The following is an 18,210-nucleotide window of genomic DNA, read 5'->3' as shown; positions in this document are numbered from 1 at the left end:
ATTTATGAGATTAAATTTATAGGTAAATCATCACTATCAGTAGATATTTTGTATAACTTAAAGAATAGGAGTGAGAATATGCTAACTAAAAAGGAGCAGGTTTTAAAGCATCATCAAGATGTGATAAATTTCATTCACTCATTAGAAGCGTTAACAGAAGAGCAGTGGAGGTCACCAATTTCAATAGGAAAGTGGACGATAGCAGAAGTCGTTGGTCATTTAATAACTTGGGATGAGTTTATTCTTCATAATCGGTTAACCTTACTTCTTCTCAGCAAAACCTTTACCAAAGGCTCCAGAAGTAGAAGAAATGAATCAAATTGCGGCAAAAAAAGCACGTATTGAAAGCAAGAAAGAGATCATGTCGATCTTTATTTTTGTAAGAAAGCAATTAATAGAACACATAAATCAAATACCAGAATATCGCTGGAATGGAGAAATAACGATTAGTAATAATAACCTGACATTATTAGCTTATTTTGAGGGATTAGCCAAACATGATCTTGATCATTTTCAACAAATTGAGGATATCACGGGAATTGCTTTTGATAATTGTGAGCGAATTGAACCTATAAATCATAGCAATCACGAGCTAGTAAGAGATTTTTTTAGTGAGCAATGGGGTGATTCTAAGGTAATAGTATCTTCTGGAGTGTATGTTTACAGTGAATTGGAAGGTTTCATTTATAAATCAAAAGAAACGATAGTGGGTTTAATCACTTGTGTAATAAGAGATATAGAATGTGAGATTATCTCTTTAAATAGTTTACAAGAGAAAAGAGGGATTGCAACCAAGTTAATTAGTGAGGTTGAGGAAAGAGCAATAAAAAGGAGGTGTGATAGGATCTCAATAATCACAACAAACGATAACTTACGAGCATTAAAGTTTTACCAAAAAAGAGGTTATAGAATAAATAAAGTCATTCCTGATGCTGTTAATAAAGCTAGAGAAATTAAACCTACTATTCCTTTAATAGGTTATAACAATATACCCCTGAATGATGAAATTCAACTTATAAAGAAATTAAATCTAAATTAAGAAAGGAGCTTTTTCATGAATATCTATGATCCTATCTACGGCCAATTTACAATCGACAACGTCTTGGTTGAGTTAATTGAAAGTGAGCCGATGCAAAGGTTAAAGCATATACACCAGGGTGGGGCAAGTTATCTTGTTAATCCGAAATGGAATGTAACACGTTTTGAGCATTCCATTGGTGTTATGCTTTTAATCAAAAAAATGGGTGGTTCTATTGAAGAGCAAATTGCTGGACTGTTACACGATGTTTCGCACACAGCGTTTTCACATGTTGTAGATTTTGTACTTGACCACCCTGAAGAAAACTATCACGAACTTATTTTCAACGAAGTAGTGAGAAGCTCACCAATCCCTCAAATATTAGAAAAATATCAGTTTCGTTATGAAGATATCCTTTATGATGATTCACAATGGACATTGTTAGAACAGCCAGCACCTGAATTATGTGCAGATCGTGTTGACTATACATTAAGGGATATGTTTACATACGGAGAAATTACGAAAGAAGAAGTAGAGCACTTTTTGGACAACCTTGTTGTAAGAGAAGGAAACATGTACATAAATGACCTTGAATCGGCGGAATGGTTTGTAGAAACTTATTATAAAGAAGTCATCAATTTTTTTATGGACCCTTTAAATCTATATGCATATGAACGCTTATCAACATGTTTGAAATTAGCTTTAGATAAAGGGGTTATTGACATGGAGGATTTTATGAAAACCGATAAAGTTCTCATGAATAAAATGAAGTTATCCACGGATAAAGAAATGAACACTTTATTAAATGAGCTTAACTGCACTGTAAGAGTAGAAGAGAATAAAGAGCTGTATCATTTTCATCAAAAAACAAAGCTAAGGTTAATTGATCCATCGGTTTTCGTAGAAGGAGAGCTTTTACCCGCATCTTCGCTTTCAAATAAAATAAAAAATATGAATAAACAAGCACGTAAAAAAACAGAAAGTGGCGTATATGTGAGAGTAATTTCTAGTACGTAAAATTTCAATTGAGGTGAAGGTAATGGTTATTACAACTTTATGCGGTTCGACGAAATTTAAGAAACAATTTAAGGAGGTAGAAGCTGCTCTTACTTTTAAAGGTCATATCGTACTATCACTCGGTTTTTTTGAACATAGCGAAGGGATTATTTTGTCTTCTAATAAGTTGAAAATGCTTGAAATGATGCACTATCAAAAGATTGAGTTGAGTGACGAAATCTATGTGATAGATATAGAAGGTTATATTGGTTCGAGCACACAGAAAGAAATACAATACGCAAAAGATACGGGTAAAATGATAAGGTACCATTCAGAGTGGAAGGAAGAACTTTTGGCTGAACTGCCTTGGTGAAATAATAAATGAATTAAAGAAAGGGTGGTTCTTGTGAAAGTTGGCATTATTGGTGGTGGTTTTGGATTAAAGGTTCAAGCACCTATCATTCATTCTTATCAAGAAATGGAATTAGTGGCTGTTTGTACGATGGTTCGTCATCAATTACCTCAGGAGTTCATGTCTTGGAATGAAAGACCTACACATTACACGGACTGGGAAATAATGCTCGAATGTGAAGAACTTGACCTTGTTTTTGTAAGCTCTCTGCCAATTTATCACTTTAGTATGGTGAAAGCTGCTATGGAGCGTGATATACATGTAGTATGTGAAAAGCCTTTTATGATGAATTCAAATGAATCTGCAAAGTTAATAGAATTAAATTCTATGTATAAGGGGTTTATAATGGTTGACTTTGAATGGAGATTTCTCCCTGCACGTCAAAAAGTGAAAGAGTTAGTTCAAACACATAAAATAGGCAAAGCTCTTCATTATGAATACCATATATCTTATGCGAATTATCAACGTTTATTAAATAAGAAATTAGGGTGGATGGGTGAAAAGAGCCATTTTGGTGGTATGTTTGGTGCCATAGGAACACATATGATTGACTGCTTAAGGTGGTTACTACAGGATGAGGTTCATTCTATTAACGGTTTACTGCATACGCATGTTCCGTTTGGAGCAGGGGAGATGAGGGATGCAGATGATGCCTTTTTCCTACATGGTCAAACAGAAAAGGGCAGTACTTTCTCAATTCAGTTGATTTCAGGTATTCACCATGGTTTCGGGTCGACAATGAAGATTTTTGGAAGCGAAGGAACGGTCATTTTAGAAAATGATACGTATATCCAAATGGGGAGAAATGATACTTCTTTAGAAACTGTCGAACTACTAGATGACACCCTCCAAATACCAAAGGACTTATCTCAAGAGGCAAGTTCGTATTATCCTGCCTTTTTACCGTTCATTAATAAAGTTTATAATCAGATCATTCATCATAAGATTGATAAAGATGTGCCTACTATTTTAGATGGTCACAAGAACCAGTTAGTTTTAGAGAAGGTTCTAAAAAGTAGTTAATGAACCATTTATGATTATCACGACTTTATGCGGTTCAACGGGAAATATAAGGTGTAATTTGGAGTATTGGGATAGACTTTTGAGTTCTTTACGTGGTAATTGAAAAATCAATGACAGGATCTGCTGGGAAATGACAAATTTTTTAAGAAGGAGGTATGATTTGCTACACCTATACATAACGAGACACGGGGAAACCGAGTGGAATACGCAAAATAAAATGCAAGGCTGGGGAGATTCAGCATTGACAGAGAAAGGGATCAACGAGGCAAAGGCATTAGCACAAAGGCTTAATGATGTTGAGTTTGACTTGATTTATACGAGTCCAAGTGGAAGAACGCTTGAGACTGCTCATATACTGAATACTTTTCACGAGTTGCCTATTATGAAGAATGAACACTTAAAAGAAATCAATGTTGGGAGCTGGGAAGGAAAAACATTTGCTTGGATTGAGGAACATTATCCGGTTGAATTTAACGCTTTCTTTCATAAGCCTTTGCAATTTGAATCAATTGGTGGGGAAAGCTTTCAACAGTTAAAAGAAAGAGTACATACTTTTATGGAAGACCTAAAATTAAAGCATCAACAAGGAAATATATTAATCGTCACGCATGCGGTTGTAATCAAAATGTTACTCATATATTTTAAAGAAAGGACGCTAGCAGAATTGTGGAATCCTCCTTTTATTGAAGGAACGAGCCTTACACAAATCCAGATGAATACAGCTACTACCAAGATTATTTTAGAAGGAAATACAGAGCATCTGCTAACAATTGGACACCAAAAAGGCGATTGATTTTTTGCCATTCAAAAATAGACATCTCGGTTAGGTTTACTTACTGTTAAAAGTAAATCTTTTCAAGAAAAACTCCCACTAGTAAATTCGACTAATGGGAGTACTTATTAGTTGCTAAGGTAAATCAATTCTTTTCTAAATTTATAGGTAATTATCCAAGCAACAAACGAAAATATACTGGCAAGCACCATGACAAATTCAATCTGAATCATGTCAGCTAGCGTATTAAATACTATTACAGCGATAGAGAAAGCTAGTAATGCACCTGCGTCTTGAGCCGCATAGACATATGGTAACTGCTGTTCATCGACAACTTGTTGCATATACGTTATCTGGATGATGGCAAATAGCTGACTAGCAAAGCCGTATATAAGTGCGGAAATTCGAAAATTAAATAGTAATGTTGTACCTTATCTATTCAAATAGTCAGCAACTTCATCTGGAATGCTAAAATGTAAGTCCATTAAAGTTGTACTCAAAGTGATATAAGGTATATTTTCATAAATGATAATTTCCCCGTCTAACGATACTTCTGGATTATCAAGTAAGTTAGAGAGCTGAACGGTGTCCAGGCTGCTCATTTTTGCTCTTTTCATTTCGGTAGCACCCTCTGGTAATGTGTCAGATTCCCATTTCTCAATTTGTAAGGCATCAATAAATGCTTGGATATCCTCTTTTTTAGTGAGCGATTCTTCAATATCCCCACCAGTAGAAACAATTTCTACTTTTTGGTCCTTTTCAGATACGTCATCCTCGGTTTTTGTTGCTTGGCAAGCACCTAATATCATCAAAGCCCCTACCGTAACAAGGCTAATTGCCACCATTCTTTTCATAAAAACCCCTCCTTTTATGTAGTATATAAAAATATACGTGTGATCACGAAAAAGAGTTTCAATTATTAACTAAAAATTCTAAAATATAGGGAGAGGTGATCGTGATGCAAGGTAACGTTGTTTTTCTAAATGGAGTTCCCCGTTCAGGTAAAACATCAGTAGCACAAAAAATTCTTGAGATATCCGACGAGGTATGGGTTCATCTAGGAGTCGACCAAATAACCACAGCTATTCATGAAAAATTTACTCCTACAATGGGCTTAAGGCCAGGAAAAGAGTTTCCGGAAAAAGAAAAGCTAGTCCAGCAGCTTTACTTGGCTTTGTTTGATAGTATACGAGCTTTTAGTAATCAAAGGCTTCATGTTGTTGTAGATGTAGGTTTTCACCAGCATTATCAAAATGGCTGGGAACCGTACGAAGTAATGAAAGAACGATTAAATGGACTCCCAGTTTATCATTTCAGCATTTACTGTCCTATTGATGAAGTTATTATCAGAAGAGAGCAGACATGGGGTACACGGATTGACTCTACAAACATTCCAACCCCTATTCTTCAATGGCATCAAGAAGTTTACAAAAATCAAGATTACATAAGCAGGTTCGATACGTCAAAGATGAGTGCAGAGGAGATAGGTCAAGAAATACTTCGATATGTAGGTGGAAATTAGTAATGTGATGTTGGTGTAGGCATTTCATTACTCCATAAAGCCTTTTTCCATAAGAATTGCAAAGTATTCCTTTATAAAAATGATAGAAAACGTTTAAAATTAATATATAGCTATAAAAAGGAGGAATAATCATGGCAGAAATCAAGTATGAAATTGCCGAACATATCGCAGTTTTATCAGAATCGAGTAAAGGTTGGACAAAAGAGCTTAATCTAGTTAGTTGGAATGGCAGAGAACCTAAGTATGATATCCGTGACTGGGGCCCAGGGCATGAGAAAATGGGAAAAGGCGTAACCTTATCAGAAGAAGAGTTTTTGAACCTAAAAAAATCCCTCTCATAATAGGCAGATACAGATACTAGAACAAATATGGAGAGTAACCAAACAAAGCGAATCCCCATTCACTTCGCCACTAACTAAGAGCAAGTATTGGCGACTTTTTAAACATCTGGCACGTTTACAACTCCATCTCCATTAGGACTCGTACGCACAAAAAGGGAGCAGTGACCAGCTAACTTCAGGGCACAACTTATCGCCCTAACTCCACTTTCATACAAAATCATGGCAATTACGGTTCTTTGCTTTACTCTCTCAATTTCTATGAGAAAATAAAGGGAGTTGTTTTGATTGTTTGGAGGGTACGTGTCATGTTACGGAAAATTAGTATTATTTTATTATATGCATTTATGGCTATTCTCATCTTCTTATATGGTGAAGGACTACTAGTCTGGTTGCAAGAAGGTGGAACTCAATTTATTGTATTAACAGCTGTATTGGCGACGATCTTTGCCTTATTCCCGATTATTCCATTTCCGTTGATTGGGGCTGTATTAGGAGCTGCTTATGGCGGTATACTAGGAAGCTTTATTACGTGGGTCGGTTCATCTTTAGCATCTATTATTATGTTTGCTTTTGTACGATATGGTTATCAAGATTGGGGATTGCAGTTATTAAATAAATATTCATCACTAGCCAAAGTAACAAAGTTATTTGAACAAAATGCGTTTATGACGATTTTTATGACACGGTTAATTCCTGTTATACCTTCGATTATCGTTAATATTTATTCGGCATTGAGTCGGGTTCGTTTCATGTCGTATGCGATTGCTTCCTCGTTAGGAAAAATCCCTGCGATGATTTTGTTTGCTACAGTCGGTAATTCTTTTGTGAACAATCCGAGTCAGCTTTTATTAATTGGACTTGGATATGTCGTATTTTTAGCGCTTGTTTATGGGTGTTATCGACTCTGGCAGAGGGCAGCGTCTAAATCAGATGAATTACCTAAGCTAGATTAGAAGAAGTAGATGAAGAAAAGACCGTGTAGCTACCTGAGCTACGCGGTCTTTCTATTATTCTCCGGCTTTACGTTTTCCAAGCTCCTGCTCGTAAATATATAATGCATTTGAGTCATCCTGGATTCTTTTTAAATAATCAATATGCGTTTCAAACATAGATTCCTCTTCAACCTGTTCATCTAAGAACCAATTTAAGAAGGAGAGTGTTTGGTACTCTCGTTCATCTTGAGCAATACCGTATACGTCATAATAACTTTTTGTTACCTTTTTCTCTTGTTCGAGAGCGGCTTCAAATGTTTCTAATAAGGTATTAAATTTAGCTTTTGGTGCCTTAACATCGGCAAAGAGTGCTTGCTTACCTTTGTCATTTAAATAGGTGTAGACCTTCATCCCATGCTCACGTTCCTCTTGAGCTTGCATTAAGAAAAAGTTAGCAAAGCCATCATAGCTTGTATAGTGGCAATAGGCAGCCATCGCCATATAATCATGGGCAGCTTGAAATTCAATATTCATCTGGTGGTTCAACGCATCAACTAGTTTTTCTGATAACATGGTGTTCACTCCTCATTTGTATTTAGAATTAATCATTCGGAAATCTCTAAATAAACCTTCTCTAAAAAAGCTATCTTTCTCTATCTCAATCTATACCCGAAGAATGGAGAAAGATAAACCATAATTAGTATACAAGATAATGATAATCATTATCAATTAAAAAGTTTAAGAAGAGTAAGAGAAGTATAAAAGTCCATAAAAAATACCCGAGATATAGCAAGGAATTCTTGTATACCTCGAGTAAACATCTAATGTATTAAGGTGTTCTTAATAATAAATAAATGAAATAAGGAGCCCCAAGAATAGCTACAACTAAACCAACAGGTACCTCTGCTGGTGCTAAGATTACTCTACCTAATGTATCAGCAGCAAGTAAAAAGAATGAACCAAGTAATGCCGCAACGGGAATAAATAGAGCATGTGTAGAACCGACTAATCTCCTTGCTAGATGTGGTGCGATAAGGCCTAAAAAGGTTATACCTCCGCCGACGGAAACACAAGCTCCCGCAAGTGCGACAGCAAACATAAGCAAGATAAAACGTTCTTTTTCAATAGCAATTCCTAGTCCAATGGAAGTTGAATCTCCTAGTGAAATGAGATCTAGCTTTCGTGCCTTTAATAAGACGATAGGTATTAGTAGAATAATCCAAGGGAGTAGGGATAGAACATAAGTCCAATTGGTCCCCCAAATTGATCCGGATAACCACGTTAAAGCTTTTGTAAAATCATTAGGTTCCATCATTAATTGAAAAACGACCATAGCAGCATTAAAAGCAGCGTTAATACCAATACCGACAAGGATTAATCTCGTTGGTGTTACCCCGTCTTTCCAAGCTAATAAATAAATGAATAAAGCAGCTGTAAATGCCCCAATTAGAGCAACAAACGGTAATGAGAAAATCGCTAATGTCCCCGATAATAGAGAAGCTCCCTGAAATAAAAACATATATAAAACAACAGCAAATCCAGCACCTGCATTAATACCGATTATGCCAGGATCTGCTAAAGCATTTCTTGAAATGGACTGTAAAATAACTCCGGATATAGCGATTCCAGCCCCAATTAATAAAGCTAAAACCATACGTGGTAAGCGGAAGTCGACCAAAATCACCCAATTTTGATCCGTCCCATTGCCAAGTAAAGTTTGGATCACTACAACAGGTGTTAACTTTGTCAAACCTGTATGTAAGCTAATAAAAAAAGTGATAATAATAAGCACTAAAATGACTATACTCAATCTGAACGCTTTCTTACGCTTCAATTGGAAAATATCCATTAGATCCCTCTTCCTCCTTTACGAGCCAAGTATAAGAAGAAAGGGACTCCGACAATCGCCGTTACAGCTCCCACAGGAATTTCAAAAGGAGAGTTAATAGTGCGACCGATTGTATCAGCTACAACCAGCAGTAGAGCACCTAAAAGCGCCGACCCTGGAATGACCCACCTATAGTCTAATCCTACTAAAAAGCGAGTAATATGTGGTATAACAAGCCCTACGAAGCCAATGACACCAGCGATGGAAACAGCAGCACCAGTGAGTAATAGAACGACACAGGTTGCCGTAACTTTGACCCATCTTGTTCTTTGCCCTAACCCTTTGGCAATATCATCACCAAAGCTTAATAGGGTTAATGAGCGCGCGAGAAATAAAGCAAGAATGATACCAATTACAATAGGTGGAATTAAATAATATAAACTTATTTTCTGAATACCTGAGACTCCGCCAGCATACCAAAAGCTTATATCTTTAGCGACATCAAAACGTAAGCCAATAACCGTAGAAACGGAGCTTAGTAGAGTTGTAATCGCAGTTCCTGCCAAAGCTAATTTTACCGGGGCCATTCCACCTCGTGACATCGAGGCGATTGTAAAAACGAGTGTAGCTCCGAGACCCGCCCCGACAAAAGAGACGATTAATAGCTGTATATGACTTAAGGCAGGCCAAATCGCAAAAGCAATAGATAACAGTAAACCCGCCCCGGCAGTTACTCCCATAATCGAAGGTGAGGCAAGGGGATTTCGAGTCATAGCTTGCATAATGGCACCTGAAACTGCTAAAGCGGCACCGATAAAGGCCGCAGCAACAGCACGGGGAATACGAAGTTCTTGAATAATAATATGAGAAGAATCATTAGGGTTATAGTTTAGAATACTATCAATAATGGTTTGTATAGTAATAGAGGAGGCTCCAAAACCAATGGAGGCAACCATGGAAATAAGCAAAAGGGCAAAGCTACAAATGAGCACAAATAATGCTATCACAGCATTTGAACGTGAAGCAGGTTTATTTTCCTTTATTGTCATAAATTCATCACTTGCATGTAAAACCATCTTCCTTCTAATTTATTGACACTGATAATCATTTTCATTATATAGCTTTTATACGTGTACATCAATATGCCAAAAAATAATAGTTGCTATTGATAATGATAATTGTTATCATCTATTTGTTGTGATGTATAGTAAAGAAAATCGGAGGAATATATGATGAAGAAAACAAAATGGTTACATAGATGGAGTATGGTATCCGTACTGACCTTGGCTCTCGTAGCGTGTGGTACGGATGAAAATGGTGGAGAGCAACAAGCACCTGATAATTCTGGTGATGAACCGACCAGTGAAGAAAGAGTATTAACAGATGGAATGGGTAATGAGGTAACGATTTCAGGAACACCTGAAAATGTATTGGGCACCTATTTAGAGGATCATTTAGTAGCATTAGATGTGTTACCGGTCGCTCAATGGTCTGTGCACGGTGGCGATAGTATTCAACAATATTTGCAAGGGGATTTAGAGGGAATTCCTTTAATTCCACATGATTTACCTTTTGAAGCAGTAAGTGGATACAATCCAGATCTAATTTTGGTTGACTCACCAGCACTTGTAGAAGGAGGCAAATACGAGCAGTATGCAAAAATTGCCCCAACCTTTGTTATTGGTGAAGAAGAAAACAATGACTGGCGTGAAGAGTTGTTAACAGTAGGAGAGGTTTTGAATAAAAAGGAAGAAGCTGAACAAGTTTTAGCTGATTATAATACAAAGGCAGAGGAAGCTAAAGTACAACTTCAAGACAGTATTGGTGAACAATCAGCCGCCGCTGTGTGGTTGATTAATAGTAGCTTCTTCATTGTGAATGAAAACTTATCGAGTGGAGCGGTTATGTACGGTGATTTAGGGTTAACAGCACCAGCTGTCGTACAAGAAATTTCTGCTGCGGATACAGCGAATTGGAGTGCGATCTCATTAGAGAAATTAGTTGAGCTAGATGCTGATCACTTATTCTTAATTAATAGTGATGGTGATGGTGCTGATTCAGCGATTCAAGATAATTTATGGAAAAGTATCCCGGCTGTACAGAATGGTAACGTCTATGAATTCGAACAAGGTACGGCTTGGTTATACCAAGGAGCAATTGCTAACGGGCAAATCATTGATTACATTTTAGAAAGTTTAGTTGAATAATAAAAGTTCATACATGGAGGGTAAGAGCGTGATTCTTACCCTTTTTTGTATGAAAGTTCAATGGGTGATGCTCATTTCTCAAGATAATTTGACCTTTTGGTCTTTGTTTTTTTTAGCCAAGCGAGCTTGGCTAACGGTCCAAAAGCACTTGGATTTTAGATGCTAATCCTGATAGGTTACTACTCACTCTATTTTGTTGGTGGACAGATGAAATTATTGAATTATTTTGTTGATTATGTGAACTGAATCAAGTATACTGCAAATTATATGATAATGATTATCATTATCAATAATAAACAAATCTTATTTTGAAGTAGAGGAGAATGAATATGAAGCAGAATAATGTTTTGCTTTTGCTGTCTTTGATTTTTATGATGTTACTCACAGTCGGTTGTCAAGCAACAACGGAAGGTGACGGTGGAGAAACGGAGAATGAGCCAGAAGAATCTGCTACGGAAGTGCGAGAAGTCGAAAATGCTTTAGGGGTGACTTCAATCAAGGGAGAGCCACAACGTATTGTTACGTTATATCAAGGGGCTACAGATACAGCAGTAGCAATGGGTATTACACCTGTTGGAGCAGTTGAATCTTGGTTAGAACAGCCTTTTTATGAATACATAAGAGATGACTTAGAGGGAGTGACGAATGTAGGGGAGGAGACGCAACCTAACTTAGAAGAGATTGCGAAGTTAAATCCTGACCTTATCATTGCTTCTAAAGTACGCCACGAGGAGATTTTTGAGCAGTTATCTCAGATTGCACCAACGGTTGCAGATGAATCGCTTTTTGATTTTAAAGAAACGACTCAATTAATGGGTGAAGCATTAAATCAACAAGATGTTGCGGAAAAATTACTAGCTGACTGGGATAATCGTGTGGCTGATTTCGGGCAAAAAGCAAGTGAGCAAATAAATGATTGGCCGATGCATGTTTCTGTTCTCAATTTTAGAGCAGACCACGCCAGAATTTATGTGACGGGTTTTGCAGGTTCAATCTTGACTGAGCTTGGTTTTAAGGAACCCAAAAACTTAGAAGGCTCAGGGGAAGAGATTGTTAGGCTTATGGATAAAGAAGCGATTCCACAAATGAATGCAGATGTCTTTTATATTTTTATGGAAGATGACGCTGCTGTAGAGAATACGTACCAGGAGTGGACGGAACATCCTCTTTGGGAAAGTCTTGATGCTGTACAAGCAGAGCAATCTTATATCGTTGATGAAGTCATTTGGAATATGGGTGGCGGCATTCTGGCTGCTAATTTAATGCTTGACGATATTTATGAAAGACTAGCAATAGAAGAGTAAGGTCAATCAATAACCCTATTAATGGAAATGGAATGGACGATGATGATGAATGTTTTTAAAAGTAATAAAAGTAAATTAATAGGGTTAATAGCTTTATTTATTCTATTATTTCTTGTATTCATTGTTAGTATTTCAGTTGGACAAACGCCCATCACGGTTATAACTACCATTCAAGCATTTATTCAATATGACCCTAGCAATACGGAGCATATTATTATTATGACATCAAGAATTTCAAGAGCTCTTATTGCTGTCGTTATTGGTGCTTGTCTTGCAATAGCAGGAACCCTTATGCAAGCCATGACTAGGAACCCGTTAGCATTACCTGATTTATTGGGTATTAATGCGGGAGGTTTGTTTTTTATTGTTCTTTCGATTACCTTTTTATCATTAAACTCTTTGACAAGTTATATGTGGATGGGGCTTTTAGGAGCAGGTATTGCTGGTGTGCTTGTTTTCTTTTTAGGAAGTTTAGGAAGAGATGGTTTGAGTCCGCTAAGAATCGTTTTAGCGGGTGCTGCCATCTCGGCCTTATTTGCTTCAGGTACGCAGGGGCTTTTAGTCATTGATGAACAATCGATTCAAAGTATTTTATTTTGGATGGCAGGGTCGGTAGCTGGTCGTGATTTGAATATGCTAGTCTCTGTTTTTCCTTACCTTGGTATGGCAATGATTGTAGCATTATTTTTAGGGAGACCGCTTAATATCCTTCTATCAGGTGAGGATGTGGCCAAAGGGTTAGGTCAAAGAACGGTACTCGTAAAAATAATCGTAGGTTTAGTTGTTATTATGCTTGCTGGTGGCTCTGTAGCTGTGGCTGGTGCGATCGGTTTTATAGGTTTAATTGTTCCGCATATTGTTAAAGGGTTAATTGGAAGAGATCATCGTTGGGTCATTCCTTATAGTGCGTTAGTGGGAGCTATGTTGCTGCTTGTAGCTGATATGATAGCGAGAGTCATTATTATGCCACAGGAAGTTCCGATTGGTGTGATGACAGCCTTTATTGGGGCACCGTTTTTTGTATATATCGCTAGAAAGGGATTAAAAAGGAATGCGTAGATATTATCAAATACGAGCCAAAAATGAGCAATGGTCGATTCAATTTGAGAGAAAAACCGTATACGTATTTTTAATTCTCTTTTTTATGAATGTACTACTTTTCCTTAGTAGCTTATCGATAGGTAGTGATTGGATTCATCCGATAGAAGTAGTTAAACATTTGGTTGGGCAAGGAAACCCTCAATATGATTTTGTTATCAACGTATGGCGGTTACCGCGAACACTTCTAGCGATCTTTGTTGGGTGCGCACTTGCTGTATCAGGTTTAATTTTACAAGGAATTATTCGAAATCCACTTGCTTCGCCGGATATTATCGGGATTACTAGTGGAGGGTCGGTAGGGGCAATTGTATTTATCGGCTATTTTATGGGGGCTGTTAGCATTCAATGGCTATCACTCGCCGCTATTATCGGTGCTGCGATTGTCGCCACTCTGATTTACCTATTGTCTTGGAGTAAAGGAGTTACTCCTATCAGACTCGTATTGATGGGGATTGGAATATCAGCCATTATGAATGCATTAGTTACGATGCTGATGGTCATGAGTGATACGGCGATTACAACGAAATCTTACTTATGGTTAACAGGTAGTTTATACGGAGCGAGTTGGAGCGATATCCAATTGATGTTTCCTTGGTTACTTTTATGTTTATTGCTTACTTATATTTTAGCAAGAACAATGGCTGTCAAAGAATTAGGCGATGATATCGCAACGAGTTTAGGTGTGAAAGTACAAATCTACCGTGTCATTTTTCTCGCCATAAGTGTCGTATTAGCAGGAATTGCTGTTGCATTTGCGGGTGGAATTGGTTTTATCGGACTGATGGCCCCACATATTGCAAGAACGTTAATAGGTCGTTCATTTGCTGGGCTGATTCCTGTATCGGCATTAGTAGGTAGTTTCCTTGTGATGGCAGCTGATTTAATTGGACGTTCAGCTTTCTTGCCTTCAGATATTCCAGCAGGTGTTTTTACGGCTAGTATTGGTGCCCCATTTTTTATTTACTTACTTTATCGTAATTGAAATATATAAGGAGGGATTGGATGATTGAAGCTCAAGCGTTAACACTGAATTATGGTGAGAGAAATATTATAGAAGATCTTCAATTAGAAATTCCCACAGGCAAAATAACGGTATTAGTAGGAGCAAATGGCTGTGGTAAATCTACATTATTAAGAGCACTTGCAAGACTTATGAAGCCAGCTACAGGTGTAATTTCGTTGGATGGCAGAGAAATGAAAAGTATGACAACGAAAGAAATTGCAAGAAAGTTAGCTGTGTTGCCACAAGGGCCCATCTCTCCTGAAGGATTAACGGTTCATCAACTAGTGAAACAAGGGAGATATCCACACCAAAGCTGGAGAAAGCAATGGTCAAAAGAAGATGAGTGGTTGGTTGATGAGGCTCTACAAGTAACGGGGATGATGCCATTAAGAGCGAAGACGTTAGATTCATTATCAGGTGGCCAGAGGCAGAGAGCTTGGATTGCGATGACTCTTGCTCAGAAAACCGATACGATTCTTTTGGATGAACCGACAACTTATCTCGATTTGACCCATCAAATTGATATTCTAGATTTACTATATGATTTAAATGAAGCTGAAGAGAGAACGATTGTTATGGTGTTACATGATTTAAACTTGGCTAGTCGATACGCTGATCATATGATTGCTGTTAAAGATAAGGGCATATATGTTCAAGGTAAGCCCGAGGAAGTTGTGACGAAAGTAATGGTCAAAGAGGTCTTTCAATTAGATGCTGACATTATATCAGATCCACTTTTTGGTACGCCACTTTGCATTCCACATGGTAAAGGGAGAAAGGTAGTGCGTGCAAATAAAGCGAAGGAACTTATTAAGTTATGAATAAGCTAGATATGAGTGAAATCAAAGAGGCTTTAAATGACACGCCCATTAAACTAATAAATGGTGGGGAAAGTGATGGCCTACTTATTTCCGATTTATTCTCAGATGATAAGTGTTCAGCTTTTTTAGAAGAACAGCAAATAACGCAAGGCTCACCATCTAAACTTGTGGCATCCTCTATGTTCTCTAAACGTTACGCTTTTTTAGTTTTGACTGCATCCACGCATGTATGCTTGAACTTAAAAGGCTGTATTTATTGGAATCAGCAGGCTAGTTATTACACAACAGATAAGAATCTTGCCCTCATAAGTGAAAATGTAGGGCTTGTACGAGAGCCGGAGTTTGAAGCTTGTATGGACTTATATCTGGAGAAAACCTTTCAAGAAAATCTGACACCTATCTTGAATCAATTACATGCAACAACTAGGTTACCTTTAAAAATTTTGTGGGAAAATGTAGCGGTAAGAATCAATTCTATTTTTAGAAAAATAGTTAAAAAAGTAGATGATGAAATAGAGAGAGACCGAATTATAGCTGTCTTTAATCAAATAAAATACGCTGAACCCCGTTACTTTGCATTAGAAAAAAATCCACTCACTCCTTACTTACAACTAGATGGCGAAAAGCGAAAAACCTGCTGTATGTATTATAAATTAGAAAGGTGCCTAGAGACGGGAGAATATTGTCTCGTCTGTCCATTGAAGAAATAAGGACCAAAGGTGCTGCTATAATAACCTCTACTAATAAAGGAGAAGAAGAGCAACTTTGTGTGATGTCGGAGCTAAAAACAGCTCCGACACTAACAAAAATGAAAGTCATCTATCGCCACCATAAGATACTGAAGCCAAACCTTGGAGTATCTACACAAAGAGGGGGTTAATGTGCAGATACTGAAGCCAAACCTTGGAGTATAAATGAAAGTGAGGATTAGTCCTTTCCAACTCAGCACTTGATTCAATTTGGTTTTGCTTCTTTATCTATTGGTAGTACATTATTGTTTAAATCATTTTTTTGTATGAGAAGATCACTAACCATGAAGCCTGCATCAACCGGAGCGGTTTTAGAAGAAGAGCACATCGCTTTTAGGGTAACTTTCATACAAAACGCTCATGTCGGAGCAAAAACGACTCCGACACCACCAAAGATGAAAGTGGTGTCTGGCTCTTTAACTGGTGGAACTTCATTTAATTTGATTTTGTCTTTTTCATTTAAAAGAATGGTGTTAGATTTTTTTATTTGAGATTTAGCAGTAACACAGCGGGCGAGTCATGCGGAGAATACCGTGGGATGTAGTGGCAGAGCTGAGATCCAGCAGCGTAGCCGATTAGCTTAGCGCCACCCCACAGGACGCGGAGCATGATTTTCGGTAGCGGTAAGTAGAACTCCGCACCTAATCATTAGCATCACTTTCATACAAAACGCTCATGTCGGAGCAAAAACGACTCCGACACCAACAAAGATAAAAGTAGTGGCGACTGTTCAAACTGTTGGCACGTTTACAACTCGATCACCATCAGGAGTCTGCCTGAATCAACAGGGAGCACTGTCCTACTAAGGTCATTGATCGCGAGGTGTATGACGAGCTAACTTCACGGTACAAACTATCGCTCATAAGTAACTTTCATACAAAAGTCCAACAGGAATTCCCTTATCAATCGAGAATGATCGTTAGTATAGAACGAACAGAGATGAAAGGGGTTATTTTTATGCCAATAAAAGAGATTGACTTATTTTCTAAGCAGTTCCATCAAAATCCATATGAGTACTATAAAGACATTAGGCCACATCATGCATTCGCTAAAGTAAGAATGTTTGAAGGACACAATTCTTCATGGCTAGCTTTTACCTATGAAGCAGCAGAGAAGGTCTTAAGAGATGAGCGTTTTATTAAGGATATGCGAACCGTTTTCCCGGGAGAAATAACGGATGCAAATGTTCCACCAATTGGACAAAGTATGCTTTTTGTTGATCCACCTGACCATAGACGCTTAAGGAACTTAGTCGCAAAGGGATTTGCTCCGAAAAAAATAAAAGCACTAAGTGGTAGAATTGAAGAGATTGCCAAAGAAGAAGCTCAACGAATGGGGCGGAATAAGGACGTAGATTTCATCGAGGACTATGCATTTCCGATCCCAATTCGTGTGATTTGTGAGCTTTTAGGTGTTCCATCTGAAGATCAGCACCTTTTCCAGCGCTGGTCAAAAGTACTTGTTGACATTGTGACCGAAGAGCAATACGAGCAATCGATGATTGAATTTATGGCTTATTTGGAATCGCTCATTCATCAAAGAAGAAGTGAACCAAAAGAAGATTTATTAACGGATTTAATTTTAGCTGAGGAAGAAGGAGAGCGGCTGTCGGTTCGTGAGTTATATGGAGTCGTCATGTTACTAATTGTAGCAGGACATGAAACAACCGTGAATTTAATCGCTAATGGCTTACTGGCATTATTAACACACCCTGAACAAGCTCAGCTATTAAAAGAAGAACCTGAACGAATGGGACAAGCAATAGAGGAGTTTCTACGCTATAATGGTCCAGTTGAATTTAGCACAGATCGTTGGGCACGTGAATCTTTTACATTTATGGGTCAGAGGGTTGAAAAAGGCGACCACGTCATCGTTTCATTAGCATCAGCAGATCATGACTCAGAGGAATTTGAGAAGCCCGAACAATTTGATATTAAGCGAGAGAAAAGTCCTCACCTTGCGTTTGGAAAGGGTATTCATTATTGCCTAGGTGCTCCACTAGCAAGATTAGAAGCGGAGATTGCAATGCGTGTTTTATTAGAGCAATTTCCGAATATTCGATTGGCAGTTGATTTATCAGAGCTTGAATGGAGGCAGAGTTTTATCATTCGTGGTTTGAAGAGGTTTCCTATCAAGTTAACAAGTTTATAAGTGTACTTTAATCGCTAAGAGCTCTTATGG

General features: G+C 37.7%; 22 protein-coding genes. 17 read left to right on the top strand and 5 right to left on the bottom strand.

The genetic code is table 11. The annotated features are described in order from the left end of the window. Positions 1–78: 78 nt before the first annotated feature. From PQ479_RS09500 to PQ479_RS09475, 6 genes are all read left to right on the top strand, one after another. The gene (locus tag PQ479_RS09500) at positions 79–345 is read left to right on the top strand and encodes a DinB family protein (RefSeq protein WP_053070488.1); all 267 of its coding nucleotides are present in this window, start codon (positions 79–81) and stop codon (positions 343–345) included. Then, the gene (locus tag PQ479_RS09495; RefSeq protein ID WP_337957090.1) at positions 311–1,039 is read left to right on the top strand and encodes a GNAT family N-acetyltransferase; all 729 of its coding nucleotides are present in this window, start codon (positions 311–313) and stop codon (positions 1,037–1,039) included. The genes PQ479_RS09500 and PQ479_RS09495 overlap by 35 nt, the downstream gene beginning before the upstream one ends. Positions 1,040–1,054: 15 nt before the next feature. Further along, positions 1,055–2,035, top strand: a complete 981-nt coding sequence (locus tag PQ479_RS09490; protein WP_047989965.1) for an HD domain-containing protein — start codon at positions 1,055–1,057, stop codon at positions 2,033–2,035. Between the two features lie 22 nt (positions 2,036–2,057). Continuing rightward, on the top strand, positions 2,058–2,387 hold the full coding sequence (locus tag PQ479_RS09485) for a DUF4406 domain-containing protein (RefSeq protein ID WP_047989964.1): 330 nt from the start codon (positions 2,058–2,060) through the stop codon (positions 2,385–2,387). A gap of 33 nt (positions 2,388–2,420) precedes the next feature. Further along, on the top strand, positions 2,421–3,449 hold the full coding sequence (locus PQ479_RS09480) for a Gfo/Idh/MocA family protein (protein ID WP_047989963.1): 1,029 nt from the start codon (positions 2,421–2,423) through the stop codon (positions 3,447–3,449). Between the two features lie 160 nt (positions 3,450–3,609). Next, on the top strand, positions 3,610–4,242 hold the full coding sequence (locus PQ479_RS09475; RefSeq protein ID WP_047989962.1) for a histidine phosphatase family protein: 633 nt from the start codon (positions 3,610–3,612) through the stop codon (positions 4,240–4,242). Positions 4,243–4,349: 107 nt separating this feature from the next. Here PQ479_RS09475 and PQ479_RS09470 read toward each other — a convergent pair whose 3' ends face one another. After that, a complete protein-coding gene (locus PQ479_RS09470) occupies positions 4,350–4,565 on the bottom strand; it encodes a hypothetical protein (protein ID WP_047989961.1) in 216 nt (71 codons plus the stop codon). An 87-nt stretch (positions 4,566–4,652) separates the two neighbouring features. After that, positions 4,653–5,075 carry a hypothetical protein gene (locus PQ479_RS09465; RefSeq protein WP_047989960.1) on the bottom strand — a complete coding sequence of 141 codons (423 nt, stop codon included), beginning with the start codon at positions 5,073–5,075 and terminating at the stop codon, positions 4,653–4,655. A gap of 104 nt (positions 5,076–5,179) precedes the next feature. Here PQ479_RS09465 and PQ479_RS09460 point away from each other — a divergent pair, with 104 nt between their 5' ends. The 3 genes from PQ479_RS09460 to PQ479_RS09450 all read left to right on the top strand — a co-directional run bounded on the left by PQ479_RS09460 (position 5,180) and on the right by PQ479_RS09450 (position 7,037). Further along, positions 5,180–5,743, top strand: a complete 564-nt coding sequence (locus tag PQ479_RS09460; RefSeq protein ID WP_273716964.1) for a phosphotransferase-like protein — start codon at positions 5,180–5,182, stop codon at positions 5,741–5,743. Positions 5,744–5,874: 131 nt separating this feature from the next. Beyond that, a complete protein-coding gene (locus tag PQ479_RS09455; protein ID WP_047989958.1) occupies positions 5,875–6,084 on the top strand; it encodes a YdbC family protein in 210 nt (69 codons plus the stop codon). 305 nt (positions 6,085–6,389) lie between these two features. Continuing rightward, entirely contained in the window at positions 6,390–7,037 is a 648-nt protein-coding gene (locus PQ479_RS09450) for a TVP38/TMEM64 family protein (RefSeq protein WP_047989957.1), read from the top strand. 54 nt (positions 7,038–7,091) lie between these two features. On the opposite strand, the gene PQ479_RS09445 is transcribed toward PQ479_RS09450, so the two are convergent. The 3 genes from PQ479_RS09445 to PQ479_RS09435 form a co-directional block, all read right to left on the bottom strand. Continuing rightward, entirely contained in the window at positions 7,092–7,589 is a 498-nt protein-coding gene (locus PQ479_RS09445; RefSeq protein ID WP_047989956.1) for a ferritin, read from the bottom strand. A gap of 256 nt (positions 7,590–7,845) precedes the next feature. Then, positions 7,846–8,865: a FecCD family ABC transporter permease gene (locus PQ479_RS09440; protein ID WP_047989955.1), complete on the bottom strand. Its 1,020-nt coding sequence runs from the start codon at positions 8,863–8,865 to the stop codon at positions 7,846–7,848. After that, complete coding sequence (locus PQ479_RS09435; protein WP_047990117.1) at positions 8,865–9,893, bottom strand: FecCD family ABC transporter permease; 1,029 nt, start codon at positions 9,891–9,893, stop codon at positions 8,865–8,867. Before PQ479_RS09435 ends, PQ479_RS09440 begins: the two co-directional genes overlap by 1 nt. 183 nt (positions 9,894–10,076) lie before the next feature. On the opposite strand from PQ479_RS09435, the gene PQ479_RS09430 reads away from it, so the two are divergent. The 8 genes from PQ479_RS09430 to PQ479_RS09395 all read left to right on the top strand — a co-directional run bounded on the left by PQ479_RS09430 (position 10,077) and on the right by PQ479_RS09395 (position 18,180). Continuing rightward, entirely contained in the window at positions 10,077–11,051 is a 975-nt protein-coding gene (locus tag PQ479_RS09430; RefSeq protein WP_047989954.1) for an ABC transporter substrate-binding protein, read from the top strand. Positions 11,052–11,380: 329 nt separating this feature from the next. Next, complete coding sequence (locus PQ479_RS09425; protein ID WP_273716952.1) at positions 11,381–12,355, top strand: ABC transporter substrate-binding protein; 975 nt, start codon at positions 11,381–11,383, stop codon at positions 12,353–12,355. A gap of 42 nt (positions 12,356–12,397) precedes the next feature. After that, complete coding sequence (locus tag PQ479_RS09420; RefSeq protein WP_047990116.1) at positions 12,398–13,414, top strand: FecCD family ABC transporter permease; 1,017 nt, start codon at positions 12,398–12,400, stop codon at positions 13,412–13,414. Next, on the top strand, positions 13,407–14,438 hold the full coding sequence (locus PQ479_RS09415; protein ID WP_047989952.1) for a FecCD family ABC transporter permease: 1,032 nt from the start codon (positions 13,407–13,409) through the stop codon (positions 14,436–14,438). The genes PQ479_RS09420 and PQ479_RS09415 overlap by 8 nt, the downstream gene beginning before the upstream one ends. Positions 14,439–14,458: 20 nt before the next feature. Continuing rightward, positions 14,459–15,280: an ABC transporter ATP-binding protein gene (locus PQ479_RS09410; protein WP_047989951.1), complete on the top strand. Its 822-nt coding sequence runs from the start codon at positions 14,459–14,461 to the stop codon at positions 15,278–15,280. Between the two features lie 11 nt (positions 15,281–15,291). Next, on the top strand, positions 15,292–15,990 hold the full coding sequence (locus PQ479_RS09405) for an IucA/IucC family C-terminal-domain containing protein (protein ID WP_273716951.1): 699 nt from the start codon (positions 15,292–15,294) through the stop codon (positions 15,988–15,990). Between the two features lie 323 nt (positions 15,991–16,313). Next, entirely contained in the window at positions 16,314–16,520 is a 207-nt protein-coding gene (locus tag PQ479_RS09400) for a hypothetical protein (RefSeq protein WP_047989949.1), read from the top strand. A 466-nt stretch (positions 16,521–16,986) separates the two neighbouring features. Continuing rightward, the gene (locus tag PQ479_RS09395; protein ID WP_047989948.1) at positions 16,987–18,180 is read left to right on the top strand and encodes a cytochrome P450 family protein; all 1,194 of its coding nucleotides are present in this window, start codon (positions 16,987–16,989) and stop codon (positions 18,178–18,180) included. The last annotated feature ends 30 nt before the right edge of the window (positions 18,181–18,210 follow it).

Source organism: Alkalihalobacillus pseudalcaliphilus, assembly GCF_028610675.1.
In the GTDB taxonomy this organism is placed as follows: domain Bacteria; phylum Bacillota; class Bacilli; order Bacillales; family Bacillaceae_D; genus Alkalihalobacillus; species Alkalihalobacillus pseudalcaliphilus.
The sequence above is the reverse complement of the archived record's forward strand: the minus strand, read 5'-3'. Positions and strand labels throughout refer to the sequence as shown.

What these genes read in the sequence shown, in the direction of transcription:
- PQ479_RS09455 (WP_047989958.1), top strand. Translation starts at nt 5,875, where the DNA reads ATGGCAGAAATCAAGTATGAAATTGCCGAACATATCGCAGTTTTATCA.
- PQ479_RS09395 (WP_047989948.1), top strand. Translation starts at nt 16,987, where the DNA reads ATGCCAATAAAAGAGATTGACTTATTTTCTAAGCAGTTCCATCAAAAT.
- PQ479_RS09445 (WP_047989956.1), bottom strand. Translation starts at nt 7,589, where the DNA reads ATGTTATCAGAAAAACTAGTTGATGCGTTGAACCACCAGATGAATATT.
- PQ479_RS09405 (WP_273716951.1), top strand. Translation starts at nt 15,292, where the DNA reads ATGAGTGAAATCAAAGAGGCTTTAAATGACACGCCCATTAAACTAATA.
- PQ479_RS09415 (WP_047989952.1), top strand. Translation starts at nt 13,407, where the DNA reads ATGCGTAGATATTATCAAATACGAGCCAAAAATGAGCAATGGTCGATT.
- PQ479_RS09450 (WP_047989957.1), top strand. Translation starts at nt 6,390, where the DNA reads ATGTTACGGAAAATTAGTATTATTTTATTATATGCATTTATGGCTATT.
- PQ479_RS09430 (WP_047989954.1), top strand. Translation starts at nt 10,077, where the DNA reads ATGAAGAAAACAAAATGGTTACATAGATGGAGTATGGTATCCGTACTG.
- PQ479_RS09465 (WP_047989960.1), bottom strand. Translation starts at nt 5,075, where the DNA reads ATGAAAAGAATGGTGGCAATTAGCCTTGTTACGGTAGGGGCTTTGATG.
- PQ479_RS09425 (WP_273716952.1), top strand. Translation starts at nt 11,381, where the DNA reads ATGAAGCAGAATAATGTTTTGCTTTTGCTGTCTTTGATTTTTATGATG.
- PQ479_RS09470 (WP_047989961.1), bottom strand. Translation starts at nt 4,565, where the DNA reads ATGCAACAAGTTGTCGATGAACAGCAGTTACCATATGTCTATGCGGCT.
- PQ479_RS09400 (WP_047989949.1), top strand. Translation starts at nt 16,314, where the DNA reads ATGAAGCCTGCATCAACCGGAGCGGTTTTAGAAGAAGAGCACATCGCT.
- PQ479_RS09495 (WP_337957090.1), top strand. Translation starts at nt 311, where the DNA reads ATGAATCAAATTGCGGCAAAAAAAGCACGTATTGAAAGCAAGAAAGAG.
- PQ479_RS09485 (WP_047989964.1), top strand. Translation starts at nt 2,058, where the DNA reads ATGGTTATTACAACTTTATGCGGTTCGACGAAATTTAAGAAACAATTT.
- PQ479_RS09435 (WP_047990117.1), bottom strand. Translation starts at nt 9,893, where the DNA reads ATGACAATAAAGGAAAATAAACCTGCTTCACGTTCAAATGCTGTGATA.
- PQ479_RS09420 (WP_047990116.1), top strand. Translation starts at nt 12,398, where the DNA reads ATGATGAATGTTTTTAAAAGTAATAAAAGTAAATTAATAGGGTTAATA.
- PQ479_RS09490 (WP_047989965.1), top strand. Translation starts at nt 1,055, where the DNA reads ATGAATATCTATGATCCTATCTACGGCCAATTTACAATCGACAACGTC.
- PQ479_RS09410 (WP_047989951.1), top strand. Translation starts at nt 14,459, where the DNA reads ATGATTGAAGCTCAAGCGTTAACACTGAATTATGGTGAGAGAAATATT.
- PQ479_RS09440 (WP_047989955.1), bottom strand. Translation starts at nt 8,865, where the DNA reads ATGGATATTTTCCAATTGAAGCGTAAGAAAGCGTTCAGATTGAGTATA.
- PQ479_RS09500 (WP_053070488.1), top strand. Translation starts at nt 79, where the DNA reads ATGCTAACTAAAAAGGAGCAGGTTTTAAAGCATCATCAAGATGTGATA.
- PQ479_RS09460 (WP_273716964.1), top strand. Translation starts at nt 5,180, where the DNA reads ATGCAAGGTAACGTTGTTTTTCTAAATGGAGTTCCCCGTTCAGGTAAA.